Raw genomic sequence first — 17,082 nt, 5'->3', positions numbered from 1 at the left:
CGGTTCGGTCCCGGCTGTAATAGCCGGGACGCGGAATCGATTAAAGCCGGAAGGCGCTAGAAGGATTTGATCATCGGATTGACGTCGGCGTCATAATCGACCCCTTTGACGCCAAAACCAAACAATTTGAGAAAATCGTCGTTGTAACCCTTGTAGTCGGTCAGCTCGAACAGATTGTCCTCGGTCACCTGGGGCCAGATTTCCTCAACCTTGGCCTGTACCGCGGGGTTCAGCTCTTTGTCATCAACCCGAAAGCGGCCCGCGTCGTCCAGGCGCGGCTGGCCGGTGTACAGCCCCTCGGTGAACAGGCGCTGGATCTGCTCAATGCACCCTTCATGACTGCCCTCGGCTTTCATCACCTTGAACAGTATAGACATGTACAGCGGCATGACCGGAATGGCCGAGCTGGCCTGAGTTACCAGGGCCTTGAGCACCGCCACCCGGGCACCGCCATCGATACCGGCGAGCTTCTCGGTCAGCGCCTTGGCCGCACGGTCCAGGTCTTCCTTGGCCTTGCCGATGGTGGCGTGGCCGTAAATGGGCCAGGTGAGTTTATCGCCCAGGTAAGTATAGGCCACGGTCTGACAGCCTTTGGCCAGCAGCCCTTCCTGTTGCAGGGCTTCGATCCACAGCTCCCAGTCTTCGCCGCCCATGACTTTGACGGTGTTCTCGATTTCTTCGTCCGTGGCCGGCTCAACGGTGATGTCGGTAATTTTCAAGGTGTCAGTGTTGAGGTTCTTGGCCGTATAGCCCTCGCCAATGGGCTTGAGCACCGAGGAGAAGACCTCACCGGTCTTCGGGTCCTTGCGCCGGGGCGAAGCCAGGCTGTACACCACCAGGTCCACCTGACCCATATCGTTTTTCAGTTTGTCGATCACTTCGGCCTTGATCTCGTCGGAGAAGGCATCGCCATTGATGGTTTCGGCGTAGAGACCGGCTTTTTCCGCTTCTTCGTGGAAGGCGGCGGTGTTGTAGTAGCCAGCGGAGGCGGTTTTCTTTTCGGTGGGCGGCTTTTCAAAGCACACGCCCAGAGTGTCGGCGCCGGAGCCAAACGCGGCTGTAATGCGCGAGGCCAGGCCATAGCCGGTGGAGCTACCGATCACGAGGACCTTCTTGGGGCCGCCCTCGACGGGGCCTTGCTCTCGGGTGTAGTCGATCTGCTCGCGCACGTTGGCGGCGCAGCCTTCGGGGTGGGCGTTGGTGCAGATGAATCCACGTACTTTGGGTTTGATAATCATGTCAGGTCCTGTTGATCGGTTGGCCTAAGGTGTCTCTAAGTGCCCGCATTATAGAGGGGAGCTGTTCTTCATCACAACTTTCTGGTTTTTGCCTGCCGCCCTAGCCCGGCCGGCCGAGGGGGTGGGGGCTTGATCCAGCCGGAGGCGGGTAGGCCTTTCGTGGACACGCCGTAAACCCATCCCTGGGGGCTCGACTGCCGCCATCCAGGCGGCAGACGGTCCACGAAAGGCCTACCCGCCTCCGGCTTCAGCTCGACGCCAACCCCACCAAAGCCCCCCTCGACCGATCTCCTCCTAGCGCGGCAGGCAAAAACCAGAAAGTTGTGATGGAGAAGAAGCAGGTGATGGTGAGGAGAGGCAGCACCGCTCCGGACCTCATCACCCCTCCCCCTCCACCCAACCCTACACTTTTGAGCTGAGTAACAAACGGGATCACTGCGGCGAAGGTAGGTCGTTGGCTGGGAGGGGGTATTCGGGACTGTAGGAGGCAGGAAGCCGACTTCAAGCGTACAGGGACGTATTCACAGCGTGTCCCGAATACCCCCTCCCAGCCAACGACCGGATTCCCCCCCCAAAGCTAATCAAGCTACACTCAGACACAATCAGCTCGAAAAAGGACACCCCACCTGATGATTTATCCGATGATCACCCTAATCGCCCTCACCTGCGCCATCGCCTTCTATCTATTGGCCCTGCGCATCACCGCCGTGCGCCAGGGCAAAATCTCCATCGGCTACTTCCGGGTCTACAGCGGCGACACGCCCCCCATCCGCCAGGAACAGGCCGCGCGCCACTACAGCAACCTGTTCGAAGTACCCCTACTGTTCTACATCACCTGCGTCACCGCCATGACCCTCGGCATCCACAGCGGGCCGCTGCTCGCGCTCGCCTGGGCCTTCGTCGCCGCGCGCCTGGTGCACAGCGCCATCCACCTCACCTACAACAACGTCATCCACCGCCTTTTCGCCTTCCTGACCGGCAACCTCATCCTGCTCACCATGTGGGTGCTACTCGCCCTCCATTACGGAGGAAGGTGACCCAGCTCAGATCGGTGGCACCGAGCCGAGGCGGGGGATAGCCTTCGCGGACCGTCTGCCGCCCGGATGGCGGCAGTCGAGCCCCCAGGGATGGGTTCACGGCGTGTCCGCGAAGGCTATCCCTCGCCTCGGCGCCCCAGCTGCAGCGAGTCCGGAAGCGAACTCCTCCCACCCGGCCGGATTAAAACCTTATAGAGTCCGTCTCCCGGCCCGGGTAACCGGCGCTTTGCTGTCAAGGTGAGATAACCGTGACGAAAAACACCACATCCAGCAGGCGAATCACCACGTAAATTCACTGGAGCCTAAACCACCAAACGCGTAGAATAGCGCCCCAATTCCATCCAGCAGTAGACCGAGTCGCGATGATCCCGAGCATACGCCACACCTCCCCCGTCCAGGCCCAGTACCTGGCCTTTATCGACGCCCTGAAGGCCACCGGCTTCGAGGGGGATCTGAACCCCGACTACGCCAACCGCACCGTGCTGGCGACGGACAACTCCATCTATCAGGTGCTGCCCCAGGGGGTGCTCTACCCCAAAAGCACCCGGGACCTGGTGCGCATTGCCGAGCTGAGCCAGTTGAGCGAGTTCCGCAGCATTGTCCTGAGCGCCCGGGGCGGCGGCACCGGCACCAACGGCCAGTCGCTCACCGACGGTCTGGTGGTGGACACCTCCAAACACATGAACCAGATCCTGGAAATCAACGTCGAAGAACGCTGGGCTCGGGTGCAATGCGGGGTGGTCAAAGATCAGCTGAACGCGGCACTCAAGCCCCACGGGCTGTTTTTCGCGCCGGACCTGTCCACCAGCAACCGCGCCACCATCGGCGGCATGATCAACACCGATGCCTCGGGTCAGGGCTCCTGCCGCTACGGCAAGACTCGCGATCACGTCCTTGAATTGCGCACCGTGCTGGTCGACGGCACCGATTGGGTGTCCAGCCCCCTGACTCAGGAGCAACTCGATGCCACCCGTGAGCGCCGGGACCGGGTCGGGCACATCCACCGGGTAGTCGATGACCTGCAGCGCGACAACGCCGAGCTGATCGACGCCAAGTTCCCCAAGCTCAACCGCTGCCTGACCGGCTACGACCTGGCCCATATCCGCACCCCCGACGGGCGCTTTGACCTCAACAGCCTGCTCTGTGGCAGCGAGGGCACCCTGGGTTTTATTGCCGAGGCCAAGCTCAACCTGCTGCCCATCCCCAAGGTCTCGGCCCTGGTAAACGTCAACTACCGGGACTTTAACGCGGCTCTGCGCGACGCCACCGAGCTGATGAAGGCCGAGCCCACGTCCATCGAGACCGTGGACTCCAAAGTCCTCAACCTGGCCATGAACGACATCGTCTGGCACAGCGTGTCCGAGTTTTTTCCGCCCTCGGACACCGGCGAGGCCATTCAGGGTATCAACCTGGTAGAGTACACCGCCGACAGCGAGGACGACCTCAAGGCCGCCATCAGCCGCCTGACGGACCAACTCGACGCCGCCGGCGATGACGGCAGCGGCCGGATCGGCTACAGCCTGGCCTGGGGCTCGGCCTCGGTCAGCAAGATCTGGGCGATGCGTAAAAAGGCCGTGGGCCTGCTGGGCAACGCCAAGGGCGAGGCCCGCCCCATTCCCTTTGTGGAGGACACGGCGGTGCCACCGGAGCACCTGGCGGACTTCATCGTGGAATTCCGGGCCCTGCTCGACGAAGAAGGGCTGAGCTACGGCATGTTCGGCCACGTCGACGCCGGGGTGCTGCATGTCCGCCCCGCCATCGATATGAAGGACCCGCAACAGGAGCCGCTGATCCGCCGGGTCACCGACAAAGTCGCGGCACTCACGCAAAAGTACGGCGGTCTGCTCTGGGGCGAACACGGCAAAGGCGTGCGCTCCGAATACGCGCCGGCGTTTTTTGGCGAGCTGTACCCGCAACTACAGCGCATCAAGGCCGAATTTGATCCGTATAATCAGTTGAATCCGGGCAAGATTGCCACCCCGAGCACCGACACCCAACTGCTCAAAATCGACGGTGTGGTCACCCGCGGCCAGGAAGACCGGAAAATCCCCGTGCAGGTATGGGAAGGTTACAGCGAAGGCATGCACTGCAACGGCAACGGCCTGTGCTACAACTGGAATCCCAACGACGCCATGTGTCCTTCCTGGAAGGCCACCCGCGAGCGCGTGCACTCTCCCAAGGGCCGTGCGTCACTGATGCGCGAGTGGCTCAAACAGTTGAGTGAACGCGACGTCAACCCGCTGGAAGAAACCGCCAACCTGCGTCAGCGCAACTTTCTGCTGAGTCTGCCTACGCGCCTCAAAAACACGCTGAGTAAAAGACGCGGCGACTACGACTTCTCCCACGAAGTCCACGACGCCATGAGTGGCTGCCTGGCCTGTAAATCCTGTGTTGGCCAATGCCCGATCAAGGTGGACGTGCCCGAGTTTCGCAGCAAGTTTCTGGAGCTCTACTACGGCCGTTACCTGCGCCCGCTCAAGGACTACTTTATCGGTGGACTGGAGTATGTGATGCCCACGCTGGCGCGGGTGCCGTGGCTCTATAACGGCCTCATGAAACCCGCTTTCATGCAGCGCTTTATTGCCAGAACCGCCGGCATGGTGGACAGCCCGCTTCTCACCGGAGTCAACCTGGACAAAGCGCTCCAAGACATGGGGGTACGTTATGCCGACCTGGCCAACATTGACGCGCTGAGCCAGGCCCAAAAAGAAAAGGCGGTAATTCTGGTACAGGACGCCTTTACCAGCTTCTTTGAAACGCAACTGCTGCTGGACACCCTGACTCTGTTGCAAAAGCTGGGGTACACGCCTTTGGTGGCCCCCTTCAAGCCCAACGGCAAGCCCCTGCATGTGCACGGTTTCCTTAAAGGATTTGCTCGGGCCGCGCGCACCAATGCCACGCTGCTGAACAAGTTGACCACTTCGGGGATTCCCCTGGTGGGTCTGGAACCGTCCATGACTCTCGCCTACCGGGCCGAATACACCAAAGTGCTGGGTGGCGAAGCGCCCAAGGTAGAACTCTTGCAGGAATGGCTGGTCGGTGAGCGGGACCACCTGGCGCCTCAGGCGTCGCAATTCCAAGCGGGCGACTACGCCCTGCTGGCCCATTGCACCGAAAAAACCAATGCCCCAGCGGCTGTCAGTGACTGGCAAACCCTGTTCAGCACCTTGGGCCAGAAACTGGAAGTGCTCAACAGCGGCTGCTGTGGCATGGCCGGCACCTACGGACATGAGGCCGCCAACCGTGAGACCTCGCGCCAGATCTACCAGCTGTCCTGGGCTGAGATCGTCACTGACCCCGCTAATCAGGGCCGACTGACTGCCACCGGCTACTCCTGTCGCAGTCAGGTCAAGCGTGAGGACCAGCGGCAGTTGCCCCACCCGGCGCAGCTCCTGCTCAGAGCACTCGATAGCCGCTAGACTTCGGCCCAAAATTCGCACCATTTCTCATCAACGAGCTATCGGTCATTGACATGACCGATAGCTCGGCTACTCTATGTCACCTCTCCCAACCCACGACAGGACATAGACAAGCACCATGTTGGGCACAATAAAAAAATACGCACCCTGGCTGATTCCCGCGCTGCTGCTGATCATTTCACTTTTAGTCTATATGACTAACTACAATTCGCCCCGGGCTCTTTTCTGGGACGAGAACTACCATATCGCCGCCGCGCAGAAACATATCGACGGTGTCATGTATATGGAGCCGCACCCCCCTCTGGGCAAAATGCTGATGGCCGCGAGCGAGGCCTTGCTGGGTGTGAACAGCGGCAAGGACAAATCCGCACTCAACGGCAAAACCTACATCACCCACGACGACCTGCCCAGCGGTTTCAGCTACGCTGGCATGCGCCTGCCATCGACCCTGATGATGGCCCTGTCGGTATTGTTTTTTTACGGCATTGTCCGGCGCATCACCGGACACCGGTTGGTGGCGGCGGCCTTCAGTTGCCTGCTGATTTTCGACAATGCACTGGTGGTCCACTCGCGCGCCGCCATGCTCGAGGGTATTCAGCTGTTTTTCATCCTCGCGGCGCTCTATTACCTGGTGCGCAGTGCTACTCAAAACCAGCCCATTCGCTTACATCACTACGCGATCCTCGGAATCCTGGTCGGGCTGGGCGTTGCCGTCAAAGTCAATGGCGCCGTACTGCTGCTGTTGATGGTGGTGCTGTTCTTTATTGATCAGTGGGACAACGTCAAACACTGGCGCCTGCTCGCCGTGTTCAAGCGCCTGTGCACCAGCGTGCCCAGTGCCGTGCTGCCCTTGCTGGCGGTATTCTTCGGGGTGTTTTATCTGCACATTGCCATGGGCACCAGCATTGCCAACAACATGCACTACAAAGCCTCCCCGGAATACCTGAGCGTCATCCGCGAGGGTCGCACCCATACGCCGAGCGGTTTTATCACCGGCATGAAAGATCACTGGCGCTTTATGGCCGAGTACGCCGACGGCGTGCCGCGCCTGGATGTGTGCAAGCCCGGTGAAAACGGCAGCGCTGCCGTTGGCTGGCCGCTGGGCACCAAATCCATCAGCTATCGCTGGGATAAAAATGTCATCCAGGGACAAAGCTGGGTGCGCCACATTTACCTGGTCGCCAACCCGGTGGTCTGGTTCTCGGTGGTGTTCGGGCTGGTGCTTTCTATCAGCCTGATCGTCAGCCGTTTTGTGTACCGCCAACCGGTCAAGGATAAGCCTCTGTTCGGCTGGATTTGTGTGTTTACCGGCTTGTACCTGAGCTACATGATCGCGGTGATGCAGATTGAAAGGGTCATGTACCTGTACCACTACCTGGTGGCGCTGATATTCGGCATGATCAACCTGGCCTTGATGTTCCAGTATCTCTTCCGCGATGACCTGCTCGCCAACAACCGCCACACTCTGATAAACCTCGGTCTGTTCGTGGCCCTGGTGATCGCCGTGTTCGCCTTTTTCGCACCGCTTACCTACGGCATTGCGATCACCCCGGAACAGTTTGAGCTGCGCGAGTGGTTCAACTTCTGGCAACTGAACAACGTGAGGTGAGCACCGTGATCAACACTGACCAACTGCAACGCTGGTGCAACCCCAACACCTTTTTGAGCGCCCTGCTGATTGTCCTGCTGATCCTGGCGATAAACGCCATGATCCCGGCGCGTGTGGATGCCAACCTGCGCCTGGATATCCAGAAGAACCGCAGTGCCATCAACAGCCTGAATCAGCGGCGGGATATCGAGACCCGCCAAAGCCGCTGGGTCGATCATCTGGACCTGGCCAACAACGGCCGGTTTGCGCACCCGCGTTTGGGGAAACTGGGTTTTGATGAGCACTTTTTTGTGGATATTGAGACCACATTTGTCGTCCATCAAGCGGGCAATTACGAGTTTGAGGTGGCCAGCGACGACGGCTTTGCCCTGAATATCAACGGTCGCAATATATGCAGCTTTCCGCGCCCGCGAGCCCTCAGCAGTCAGCGCTGCCGGATTCGCTTGGATGAAGGCGAGCAACGCTTTACACTAAACTACTTTCAGGCGGGAGGTCAGGCCGGGTTGAGTGTGCGTTACGGCCTGCAGAACCAGCGCCAACGCTACTGGTTCGGTGAAGACTCCGAACTGCTGTCCATCCAACGATGACCCCCTGGGTCAAAGGTCAGAGCCATGAGTTTACTCAAGCGCTTGCGCAATAAAGCCAAACCCGAGCCGCCCCCGGAGGCCCCTACCCCTGCCCCGGCCGCGCCCAAACCTGAGCCGGCACCGGTAGACGTAAGCCAGATCAGCGATCCCGACCAGCTGCTGGAGTTGGCGATTCAGGGTGCCACTGCCGACACCCGTTTGCAGGCAGCCGAACGCATTACCGAGCGCGATCAGGTAGAAAAGCTGGTCAAACTCGCACAAGGCAAAGACAAAGGTGTCTACAAACTGGCCAAGGCCCGTCTGAATGCTTTCAAAGCGGAAACGGCCCAGCGGCAAGCGCTGCTGGACAAAGCCAGCGCCATTGGCGACAAACTGGACAAGCTCGGCGCGCCGGAAAACGACCCCCTGTTCGAGGCCAAACTGACCAACCTGAGCACCGAGTGGCAGGCACTGAACACCCACCCGCTGGCCTTGCCTCAGGCCCTGGTGGAACGCAACGAACGCCTGCTGCAAAACCACAATGCGCAACTGGCAGTGCTCAGGGATACCGAGCGTCAAGAGGCCGAGCGGCAGGCACAAGCCCGCGCCGATGCCGAGGCTGCGGAGGCCGAGCGCGCCGAACAGGCCCGGCAGGCTGCTGAATCCAGAGCAGAGGAAAAGGCCCAGGCGTCGGAACAGACTGAAACACAGGCGACCGAAGAAAGTTCTGAACAGCAGGCAGCACAGGCCGAACATAAAGCCCGCAAACAGGCGCTGCGCAAGCTCACCGAGACTCTGCACCGCGGCCTCGGTGCGGCCCGGCGCGGCGAAGTGCGCAAGGCGCGCGGCATCCATCGGGAAGTTCACGAAAAGCAGGGAAAACTGGGCAAGCTGCCCGAGCACATCAAAGCCAAACTCGATACCCTGGATGCGGCCATTGAGGAGCTCAGTGACTGGCACGACTTTGCCGTCACCCCCAAAAAACACGAGCTGATCGAGATCATGCGCGGGCTGATCGGTTCGCCCATGTCAGCGCCGGATCTGGCCGAGAAAATTCACAAACTTCAGGACGAATGGAAGCTGATCAGCAAGGGCGTACAACAGCACGATGAAGCCCTGTGGCAGGCCTTCCACGAGGCTTCAGAATCCGCCTACGCGCCCTGCCGGGCATACTTCGAAGCCCAGGCCGCCGAGCGCGAACTGAACCAGCGCCGGCGTCAGGAGTTGATCGAGCAGGTACAGACCTACCTTGACGATTACCATTGGGACACCCCCGTCTGGAAAGACGTGGAAAAGACTCTGAAGGTAGCGCGCCAGGAGTGGAAGAGTTACTGGCCGGTGCCGCGCAAAGCCAATAGCAGACTGCAGAAGACCTTCGACACCCTCATGGATGCGATTCATGCCCGGCTGGCGGAAGCCTATCAGGCCGCCAAAACCGAGAAGCAACGTCTGGTGGACGAAGCCCAGGCATTGGCGGAAAGCGACGACAAGTCCGCCGCCGCCAATGGCGCCAAGCACCTGCAACAACAGTGGAAACACAGCGGCCGCACCTGGGTACGGGACGAGCAAACCCTGTGGAAGCGGTTTCGCAAAGCCTGCGACGATATTTTTGGCGAGATAAAAGCCGAGGAAGCGGCGGAGCGCGAGCAGCAGCAAGCGCGCCAATCGGCCAAAGCCCAAGGCTGGCAATCAATGCTCGATGCCAGTGAGACAGTGCGTCAGGCTGAACTGGCAACACTCGCGGGCAAGACCGATGCGGCGGCCCAGGCCGAGCCCGCCTTCAGCAACGCGGAACACTGGCCCAACGGCGCCGAGCACACCCTGCGCGCACGCCTGGACAACGCCCCCAACCTGACCCCGGCAGACCAGGCCAAAGGCGTCGAGCAACTGGGCGAACTGTGTATTCGCGCGGAAATCCTGAGCGATACAGAGACCCCGGAGGCACACAAAGCCGCGCGCATGACCTACCAGGTCGCTCAACTGCAGCAAGGTTTGGGCAGCCAGCGCGACACGTCCATGAAAGCACTGGTGCAGGAATGGATCAGCGTACCCGGCGTCGGTGACAAGGATTACGCCCCGCTCTGGCAGCGCTTTGAGCACTGCCTCAAGCAGGGCTTGTAACGGCTACTCCGTCACCTGAAAAGCCGAGGTGAGCTGATGCAGCTTCGAGGAGGTGTTCCGCAGGTGATCGGAGCGTGTGTGTAGCGCCCGGATAACCCCGTTGAGCGCCTCGGTCGCCTCCGTGACCTCGCGCGCCTGACCACCGTGGCGCTGACTGTTGTTTTGCAGGTGCAGAATCACCTCAAACATACGCGCCACCACCGACTGCAACTCGCTGTTGTCCGTGCTCGCGGACTCCGCCAGACGCAAGCCCCGATCGACATCCTCGACACTGGTTTCCATATAGCGGGCCGCCTCGCCGACCTCTTTCTGAATGGCGTCCACCTTGGCGGTGATATCGTCGGCCGCTTTGGCGGTGCGCGCGGCCAGACTGCGCACCTCGTCGGCCACCACCGAAAACCCCCGCCCGTGCTCGCCGGCGCGCGCCGCCTCAATCGCAGCGTTGAGTGCGAGCAGGTTGGTCTGGCTGGTGATGTCGGTGATCAGTGAAACCATACCGCTGATCTCCCCGGTTTGGGCATTCAGCGCTTCGATGGTGCGCGCCGAGGTGTCCACCACATCGCGGATGCTGCGGGTACCTTCGCGGACACTGGAAAACTGGGTCTGCGCCTGAGCCACGACATCGTCCATCAGGCGCTGAAGATTGTTGGCCGTGTCCGAGGCGCTGTCAATTTCCCGCAATTGCTGCTCGACCAGCGTCAACATCTGCTCCATCGCCGCTGCGACCTGTACGGACGTCGCATTGGCATCGGCATTGCGGTCAAGCATGGTTTCGCTGTTGACCTTGACCTCGTCCGCCGCCCGCTTCACCTCCCCCACAATAGTATCGAGCTGATCGATAAAACTGTTGGTCCAGCGCCCCAGGTCGCCGCTCTCATCCGCCGCCAGGCGCTGGGTATCAATACGTTGGCGCAGGTTGCCGCCGCCCTCGGTCAGGGCGTGAATGATTTCCGTCATCTTGCCCAGCCGCCGCGCCAGGCGCCGGGGCACCAGGCGCTGGTAGAGCCCGACCGCGGCCAGGGCCGCCACCAGCGTCGTACTCTGGACCGCCCACAAAGGCAGCGTCGTCCAGCCGTGGAGAGCGCCGTTGATACCCGCTACCACGACCAGCAACCCAAGCAGCCAGGAGAGGCTGGTTTGGGTCATGGAGCGGAACCGGTAAACCTCTTCCAGATCGGCTTCGCACATCATGCCCCAGCGGTCCGGCGAACCGGTAAGCGCAAAAGTCACGCCCTTGCCAATCACGGGAATATGACGGTAATCCGAGTAGCCGGGGTAAGTGACAAACAGGTTGCTGCCATTGCGGATGGTTTCCCGCACCCCGGGATGCAGTCGGCCAGTGGCCGGATCGGTAAAGCGGATCTCAAACTCGGTATGATCGCGCACACTCACCGTACCCCAGTCGGTGTGAATACCGCTCTTGAGGTTTTCGCCGTGGGCGAAGGTGCTGTCTTCAAAACGCGAGCGCGACAGAGCGGTGCCCTGGGCAATACTCGGGTCAAACCGGGATTCCGCCATGAACAGGTAGTTGTCACCCGACTCGGAAAAGATATGCCCGGCTTCGCGCTGAATCAGATCGCTCATCACGTCGTTGGGGATCCGCGCGCACAGGCATCCGCGAGTACCGTCGGACAGTGTCAGTGGCTGATAGAACATCAGGGTCACCGCATCGTGAAAGCGCGAGCTCGAGGGCCCCAGTGCCAGCGTGCGCGGGTCGACATAGGGCCCGTGGAGAAACGGAGCCGACAGACCCGCCGCCAGGGCCTTGCGGTCGGGCACCGACTGGCCCACAAAATCTTCACGGGAACCGTAAAGCACGCGCCCATCCGCATCGACGCAGAACAACTCTGAACAATCACCCAGACGCTTGAGGCTCGCGCTCAGGTAACGATTGGCATTCTCGCCCTGGCCATCCAGCTGCGTTGCCACACCGGCAATCAGACTCCACTGGGCATCCACCCATTGTTGCAACAATTTGGTCCGGGTGGCGGCAATACTTTCGAAGGCCAACTCCATCAGCGGGTAGCGCTGCCGATTGAGCCAGCACGACCAGCCCATGGCCAGCTTGCCGGTGCCACCAAACCACTTCAACCAGCGTCGCTCTTCGCGCGACAACTGCATTCTTTCACTGGATAGCGCCATAGGGGTCCCTTGGGTGAGTCATGGAAGGCTTTAGCAAAGCAGAAATTAGGCCAATTTTAACGCCAAATACACGTCTTGTCTGGGGCCAGCGCAGGATTGGCGCCAAGACAGGTACCAACCAAAAGCAAAACCGCCTGAACAATGAGCCTGTGCACACTATTCTGCACTTTTTCAGTGCGCACCCAATTTAAATGATCGTCCTTTGCGACCCCGGAATCTGAATCTGAAACGGGCGCTAATCGCAAGCATGCCAATGGGTTAACGCCAAAACGGGATTCACCTGAAAATCATGTCGGTTGCCCAAAGGCTGCCGGCGTGAGTGAGATCAGGTTTTAATACGTTGACAGGTCTCGCCTGCAGGGCTAGGGTGAATGGTCGCCTAGTTATTAAGTGTGTAACGCGAAGCGAAGATAAAGGCATCCCCGACCGAAAGGCGGGTGCGCAAAGTTACCGGTCTACGGAGCCTATGCTCTATGACAGCGGGACCGCCGACACTGAGTGTTATGCATTGTGGTTCGCCACATGAAGTCTGCCTGACTTTTACTTGTCCTCGGTTCTTCTGCCCCCGACCGGTTGTTCAGTGAGCTTATCGTAGCGTGTATCGATACGAAGCCATTCTCAATTGGGGACAGATACAATGAAAAAGACATTAACGCAACTCGCTATCGCAACTGCTCTGATAACGGCGCCGGCATGGGCTAATGCTCAAGTGGGTGCGGAAACAGACTCAGATACAATTGCTGTTTCAGCGGCAGTCGCCAACAGCTGCATCATTTCGACCAACCCCCTCGACTTCGGAAACGTCGACGTTACCGTCGCCGCCAATGTCGATCAGACCACTCTCATCGAAGTCACGTGCACCAATGACGCGACCTACCATATCGGTCTAAACGCGGGGATCAATGAAGATGTGGGACAACGCCGGATGGCGCTCGACGCGACAAACTTCCTGATCTACGAGCTCTATAAAGACCTTGGCCACACCGAAGTTTGGGGCAATGATACCGGTGTCGAAACCACACTGGTAGCCGAAATAGGTACCGGCAGCGCTCAGCCGCACTCGGTTTACGGACGCATTGTCACTGACACTCAGAACGGCTTACCCGCGGGCAGTTATACCGATACCGTAACCGCCACCGTCTACTATTAAAACTGGCTGCTATGAAACGCATAAACCCACCTGTGATTGTCTGGCTGTATGGCCTGATGCTCACGTTATTGACTCTGACCCCGGCTTCGGCCGGGGTTCATATCAGCCCTGTGGGCGCCAGCCTGACAGAAGACCAACCCGTTGCCCTGTTGACCCTGAGCAATCAGGGAAACCGGGTCAGGCAGTTCCAGGCACAACTCATGTCCTGGCACCAGGTGGATGGCCAGGATCAACTGGAACCTACCCGCGAGCTACTGCTTTCTCCCCCCATTTTTCGACTCGAACCCGGTAGCCAACAACGGGTTCGCGTCGCCTTGCGTCGAGCTTTTCCAGAGCATACGGAAACCAGTTACCGTATTCTGTTTCGGGAAATCCCCCCGAGCACACCCCAGGGACCGCACATTGGGCTTCAGCTGGCACTGGAGCTGAGTGTTCCCTTGTTCCTTACTCCGACCGACGCCCCCGAAGGCCGCCTTGCCTGGCAGGCACAGGTCGACCCTACAACGCATAAGCTGCATGTGCGTGCCACCAACACCGGCGGCCGCCATATAAAACTTAACCGGATAACCCTGGAAGATGCCGCCGGCAAACCCTTGTCCGGCCCCCTAGATCGCCTGACCTACCTGTTGCCCGGCTCCAGCCAGACATGGCAATTCGACATGCTCCACCGCGTGCAGGCAGGCAGCGATATCACCGTCCGCGCACAGGCGGGCCGAAAGAGTTTGAGTGCCAATGTGTCCCTGGAGCTCGTGGATTAGGCGTATCAACCCTGCCTTTCCACTGCTAGCGCTTTTGAGTCTGTCGCTTGCCCAGCCAGTAGCGGCCGACCCGGGTTCGCTGGTGTACTTGAGCGATCCCGAGTTGCGCGCGCACTGGCTGCCCGCGCTACTGGGGGAGTGCGCGGCACCGCCGTATTTTTTTCTGCAAAGTGATTCATCAGAACATTTTTTTATTCGGCAGCTGGATGTCCGGCTGCTGGGAATTCCCACAACGGACTATGTCGGATATCGATTCCAGGGCGATATTTATCACGCGCTTATCGATATCCCCTACCTGCGCCTCGACCGGCGACTCAACGCCGTCCGGATCGATCAGACGCTGACGGAAAACCTGTGCGTGAGCGACCTGGACATCGGTGACACCGAGGAGTTGCTGCTGGTCGCGACCGTCAACCAACAAGTTCAGGGTACTGTGCTGCTGGCACTGATCACCGAAACCGATCAACTGCTCCTGCCGGTCGACGCCCTCCGGCAGTGGCGAATCAAACTGCCGCCCCCGCCCTATTACCGCTACGACAATGAATTCTACCTGCCCGCTAGCCAACTCACGGGCACCCGTCACCGGTTGCAGCGGCAGCAACTGACACTCGCGCTCGATATCCCAGCGCACTGGTTTGTCGGCTCCCGGCCGCAACTGAGACAACAGCAACCCAGTGTTCAGGTACGCTCCGATACCGGCGCATTCTTCAATTACGACCTGAACCTGGAACACCACAAACCGATCGCCATGGACAGCTACACGCACCGGGGTGGGCTTTTCGAACTGGGCCTGTTCAACGCAGGGGCGCTACTCACTCAAACCGGGCTCTATCGGGAGACCTACGGCGACGGGCAATGGTTGCGCCTGGAGACGACACTGCGCCATGACAACACTGAGCGCATGACCACCCTGGTTGTCGGCGACGATGTAGCGGAAACCGGCAGCTGGGGTAATCGGGTGCGCTATGGCGGTGTTAGCTGGGGCACCAACTTTTCCACCCGCCCCGATTTGGTCACCTTTCCGCAACCGTCAATGTCCGGAGAAGCGATCACCGCCTCCACGGTGGATGTGTACATCGACAATACCCGCAGGGCCCGCATTGAGGTTCCCGCAGGCCCCTTCGTCATCGACGACCTGCCGGTGATTACCGGTGCGGGCAATGTTCAATTGATCACCCGGGATCTGCTGGGACGCGAGACCGTCACCTCCCAGCCCTTCTACGGGAGCAGCGCTCTGCTGCGACCGGGGCTTTACGATTACAACCTGACCGCCGGCAAACTGCGCTCGGCCTACGGTCAGGAAAGCCATCAATATGAGCAGTCCTTCGCCAGTACCACACATCGCCTGGGACTGACCCCCTGGTTGACCGGTGAACTCCGGGCCGAACTGAGTGAATCACTGGACGTCTACGGGTTGGCAACCAGTATCTCTCTGGCCGGGTACGGTATGCTGCACTGGTCTGCAGCCCAAAGCCGCACGGCGGCGGGTACCGGTACCCTTCAAGACCTCCGGCTGGAACATTCCCGCCGGCACGGCGCTCTCGGTGTCCGTGGACGTATCACCAGCGACAATTTTCAGCAGCTCGGACACACTCTCGCCCCCCAGGACCGAACGCATACATACCAGGCCTACGCCAGTATCCGGCTGGGTAACTGGGGCGCATTGTCAGGCAACTACCTGGAGCGTCAACAGCAGGGCCGGCGCGATGAAATCGTGGCCCTGGGATACAGCACGCGTATTGCCGGCGCCGCGCTGAACGTCCACGTTTCACAGGCCGTAAATCAATCCCGGGACACTCAATTCCGGGCCTCGCTGATGGTCCCTTTGGGTCGCCGGATCTCAGCCACCAGCAGCCTGCGGGCGAGCAACAATCAGCAGGTCGCCAGTATCGGGGGTCGTCGCAGCCCCGACGCCAACGGCGGATTCGGCTTTCGTGCCAACCGCTACCTGGGAGACCGGCGAGATCAAGAGCTGCATACCCAGTGGCGGACATCCGTTGGCAGTTACCGGGCGGCCATGGTGCAACGCCAGAGCAGTGAGGCCTACCGCGCCAATGCCCGCGGCGGTTTAGCCTTACTCGACCGGCGGGTATTTGCCTCCGATTGGATTTACGGCAGTTTCGCCGTAGTCACAACGCCCGGCCTGCAGGGCCTGCCGGTCTACCGGGAGAATCTCCATGTGGCAGACACCCGGCGCGACGGCACCACCTTGGTCACCGGCTTGCGCGCCTTCGAAGACAATCGCATCAGGCTGGATGAGCGCGATATTCCCCTGAATATCCAGTTGGAAAACCGTGAGCGCACTCCCCTGGTACCAGGATTTCGGCGGGGTCTGGTGATCAACTTTGACCTGCACAAACGTCGCGCTGCGGTACTGACTCTGATCGATGCCCAAGGGCAGTATCTGCCCACGGGGGCGCAGGTGATCGCTGACCACAGCGGCGCTGCTTTTACAGTGGGCTGGGATGGGTTGACCTACATTGCCGACATGGAAGAGCGCGAAAGCTTTACCGTCCACTGGCATTCGGGACGCTGCCGGTTTACGCTGGAGCACCCGACCGAGAGCGAAGATCCACTACCGGAGCTGGGCACTCATGTATGCACTGACTAAATGGCCGCCGCTCGCGCTGAGCCTGACACTCTTGTTCGCCGCCGCTCCCGGCTACAGCTGCACGGTGACGACGTCCGCCATTGCGTTCGGAAGCTATGACCCACTGAATAGTCAAGCGGTCGATACAGTCGGCGACATTGAAATCAGCTGTGAACAGGAAACCGGCTACAACCTGAGCCTGAGCCAGGGCACATCCATGAGTTATGACCCCCGAACGCTGATCAGCAACACCGACACACTGGCCTATAATCTCTATACTGGCGCCACCCATCAGATTATCTGGGGTGACGGCGCCGAGGGGACCGTAACGATCAGCGGCACCGCTGACCCTACGGCTGTCGAGCATATTTATGGTCTTATTCCCGGCGGTCAGAATGCGCCGGCGGGTATCTATCAAGATACTCTTATCCTGACCATTGAATATTGAGTTC

At 60.0% G+C, this 17,082-nt stretch carries 11 protein-coding genes and 1 riboswitch; of the genes, 9 read left to right on the top strand and 2 right to left on the bottom strand.

Annotated elements, in window-relative coordinates; genetic code table 11:
- Positions 1 to 56: 56 nt before the first annotated feature.
- Positions 57 to 1,238 (bottom strand): enoyl-ACP reductase FabV, encoded by a 1,182-nt coding sequence (gene fabV / locus DKW72_RS01415; RefSeq protein ID WP_111640524.1) that lies wholly within the window; start codon positions 1,236 to 1,238, stop codon positions 57 to 59.
- A 629-nt stretch (positions 1,239 to 1,867) separates the two neighbouring features.
- Between fabV and DKW72_RS01410 the strand changes: the two genes are divergently transcribed.
- The 5 genes from DKW72_RS01410 to DKW72_RS01390 all read left to right on the top strand — a co-directional run bounded on the left by DKW72_RS01410 (position 1,868) and on the right by DKW72_RS01390 (position 9,990).
- The gene (locus tag DKW72_RS01410; protein WP_111640523.1) at positions 1,868 to 2,275 is read left to right on the top strand and encodes an MAPEG family protein; all 408 of its coding nucleotides are present in this window, start codon (positions 1,868 to 1,870) and stop codon (positions 2,273 to 2,275) included.
- Positions 2,276 to 2,637: 362 nt separating this feature from the next.
- Positions 2,638 to 5,694 carry a D-2-hydroxyglutarate dehydrogenase YdiJ gene (gene ydiJ / locus DKW72_RS01405; RefSeq protein ID WP_111640522.1) on the top strand — a complete coding sequence of 1,019 codons (3,057 nt, stop codon included), beginning with the start codon at positions 2,638 to 2,640 and terminating at the stop codon, positions 5,692 to 5,694.
- A 118-nt stretch (positions 5,695 to 5,812) separates the two neighbouring features.
- Positions 5,813 to 7,303 (top strand): phospholipid carrier-dependent glycosyltransferase, encoded by a 1,491-nt coding sequence (locus DKW72_RS01400; RefSeq protein ID WP_111640521.1) that lies wholly within the window; start codon positions 5,813 to 5,815, stop codon positions 7,301 to 7,303.
- Between the two features lie 5 nt (positions 7,304 to 7,308).
- Complete coding sequence (locus DKW72_RS01395) at positions 7,309 to 7,890, top strand: PA14 domain-containing protein (protein ID WP_157960361.1); 582 nt, start codon at positions 7,309 to 7,311, stop codon at positions 7,888 to 7,890.
- Between the two features lie 24 nt (positions 7,891 to 7,914).
- Positions 7,915 to 9,990, top strand: coding sequence for a DUF349 domain-containing protein (locus DKW72_RS01390; protein ID WP_111640519.1), 2,076 nt, complete (start codon positions 7,915 to 7,917; stop codon positions 9,988 to 9,990).
- Between the two features lie 3 nt (positions 9,991 to 9,993).
- On the opposite strand, the gene DKW72_RS01385 is transcribed toward DKW72_RS01390, so the two are convergent.
- Entirely contained in the window at positions 9,994 to 12,132 is a 2,139-nt protein-coding gene (locus DKW72_RS01385; RefSeq protein ID WP_111640518.1) for a methyl-accepting chemotaxis protein, read from the bottom strand.
- Positions 12,133 to 12,537: 405 nt separating this feature from the next.
- Positions 12,538 to 12,625, top strand: a riboswitch (cyclic di-GMP riboswitch).
- 144 nt (positions 12,626 to 12,769) lie between these two features.
- Here DKW72_RS01385 and DKW72_RS01380 point away from each other — a divergent pair.
- The 4 genes from DKW72_RS01380 to DKW72_RS01365 are packed head-to-tail and all read left to right on the top strand — an operon-like array spanning position 12,770 to position 17,078.
- Positions 12,770 to 13,282, top strand: a complete 513-nt coding sequence (locus DKW72_RS01380; RefSeq protein ID WP_111640517.1) for a Csu type fimbrial protein — start codon at positions 12,770 to 12,772, stop codon at positions 13,280 to 13,282.
- Between the two features lie 11 nt (positions 13,283 to 13,293).
- On the top strand, positions 13,294 to 14,040 hold the full coding sequence (locus DKW72_RS01375) for a fimbrial biogenesis chaperone (protein ID WP_111640516.1): 747 nt from the start codon (positions 13,294 to 13,296) through the stop codon (positions 14,038 to 14,040).
- Positions 14,041 to 14,074: 34 nt separating this feature from the next.
- Positions 14,075 to 16,651, top strand: a complete 2,577-nt coding sequence (locus DKW72_RS01370; RefSeq protein ID WP_198411179.1) for a fimbria/pilus outer membrane usher protein — start codon at positions 14,075 to 14,077, stop codon at positions 16,649 to 16,651.
- Positions 16,635 to 17,078, top strand: coding sequence for a Csu type fimbrial protein (locus DKW72_RS01365; RefSeq protein ID WP_111640514.1), 444 nt, complete (start codon positions 16,635 to 16,637; stop codon positions 17,076 to 17,078). The genes DKW72_RS01370 and DKW72_RS01365 overlap by 17 nt, the downstream gene beginning before the upstream one ends.
- Positions 17,079 to 17,082: the final 4 nt, after the last annotated feature.

It is taken from the genome of Marinimicrobium alkaliphilum (assembly GCF_003259155.1).
Taxonomy (GTDB): Bacteria; Pseudomonadota; Gammaproteobacteria; order Pseudomonadales; family Cellvibrionaceae; genus Marinimicrobium_A; species Marinimicrobium_A alkaliphilum.
This window is presented reverse-complemented; position numbering and strand designations above follow the sequence as displayed.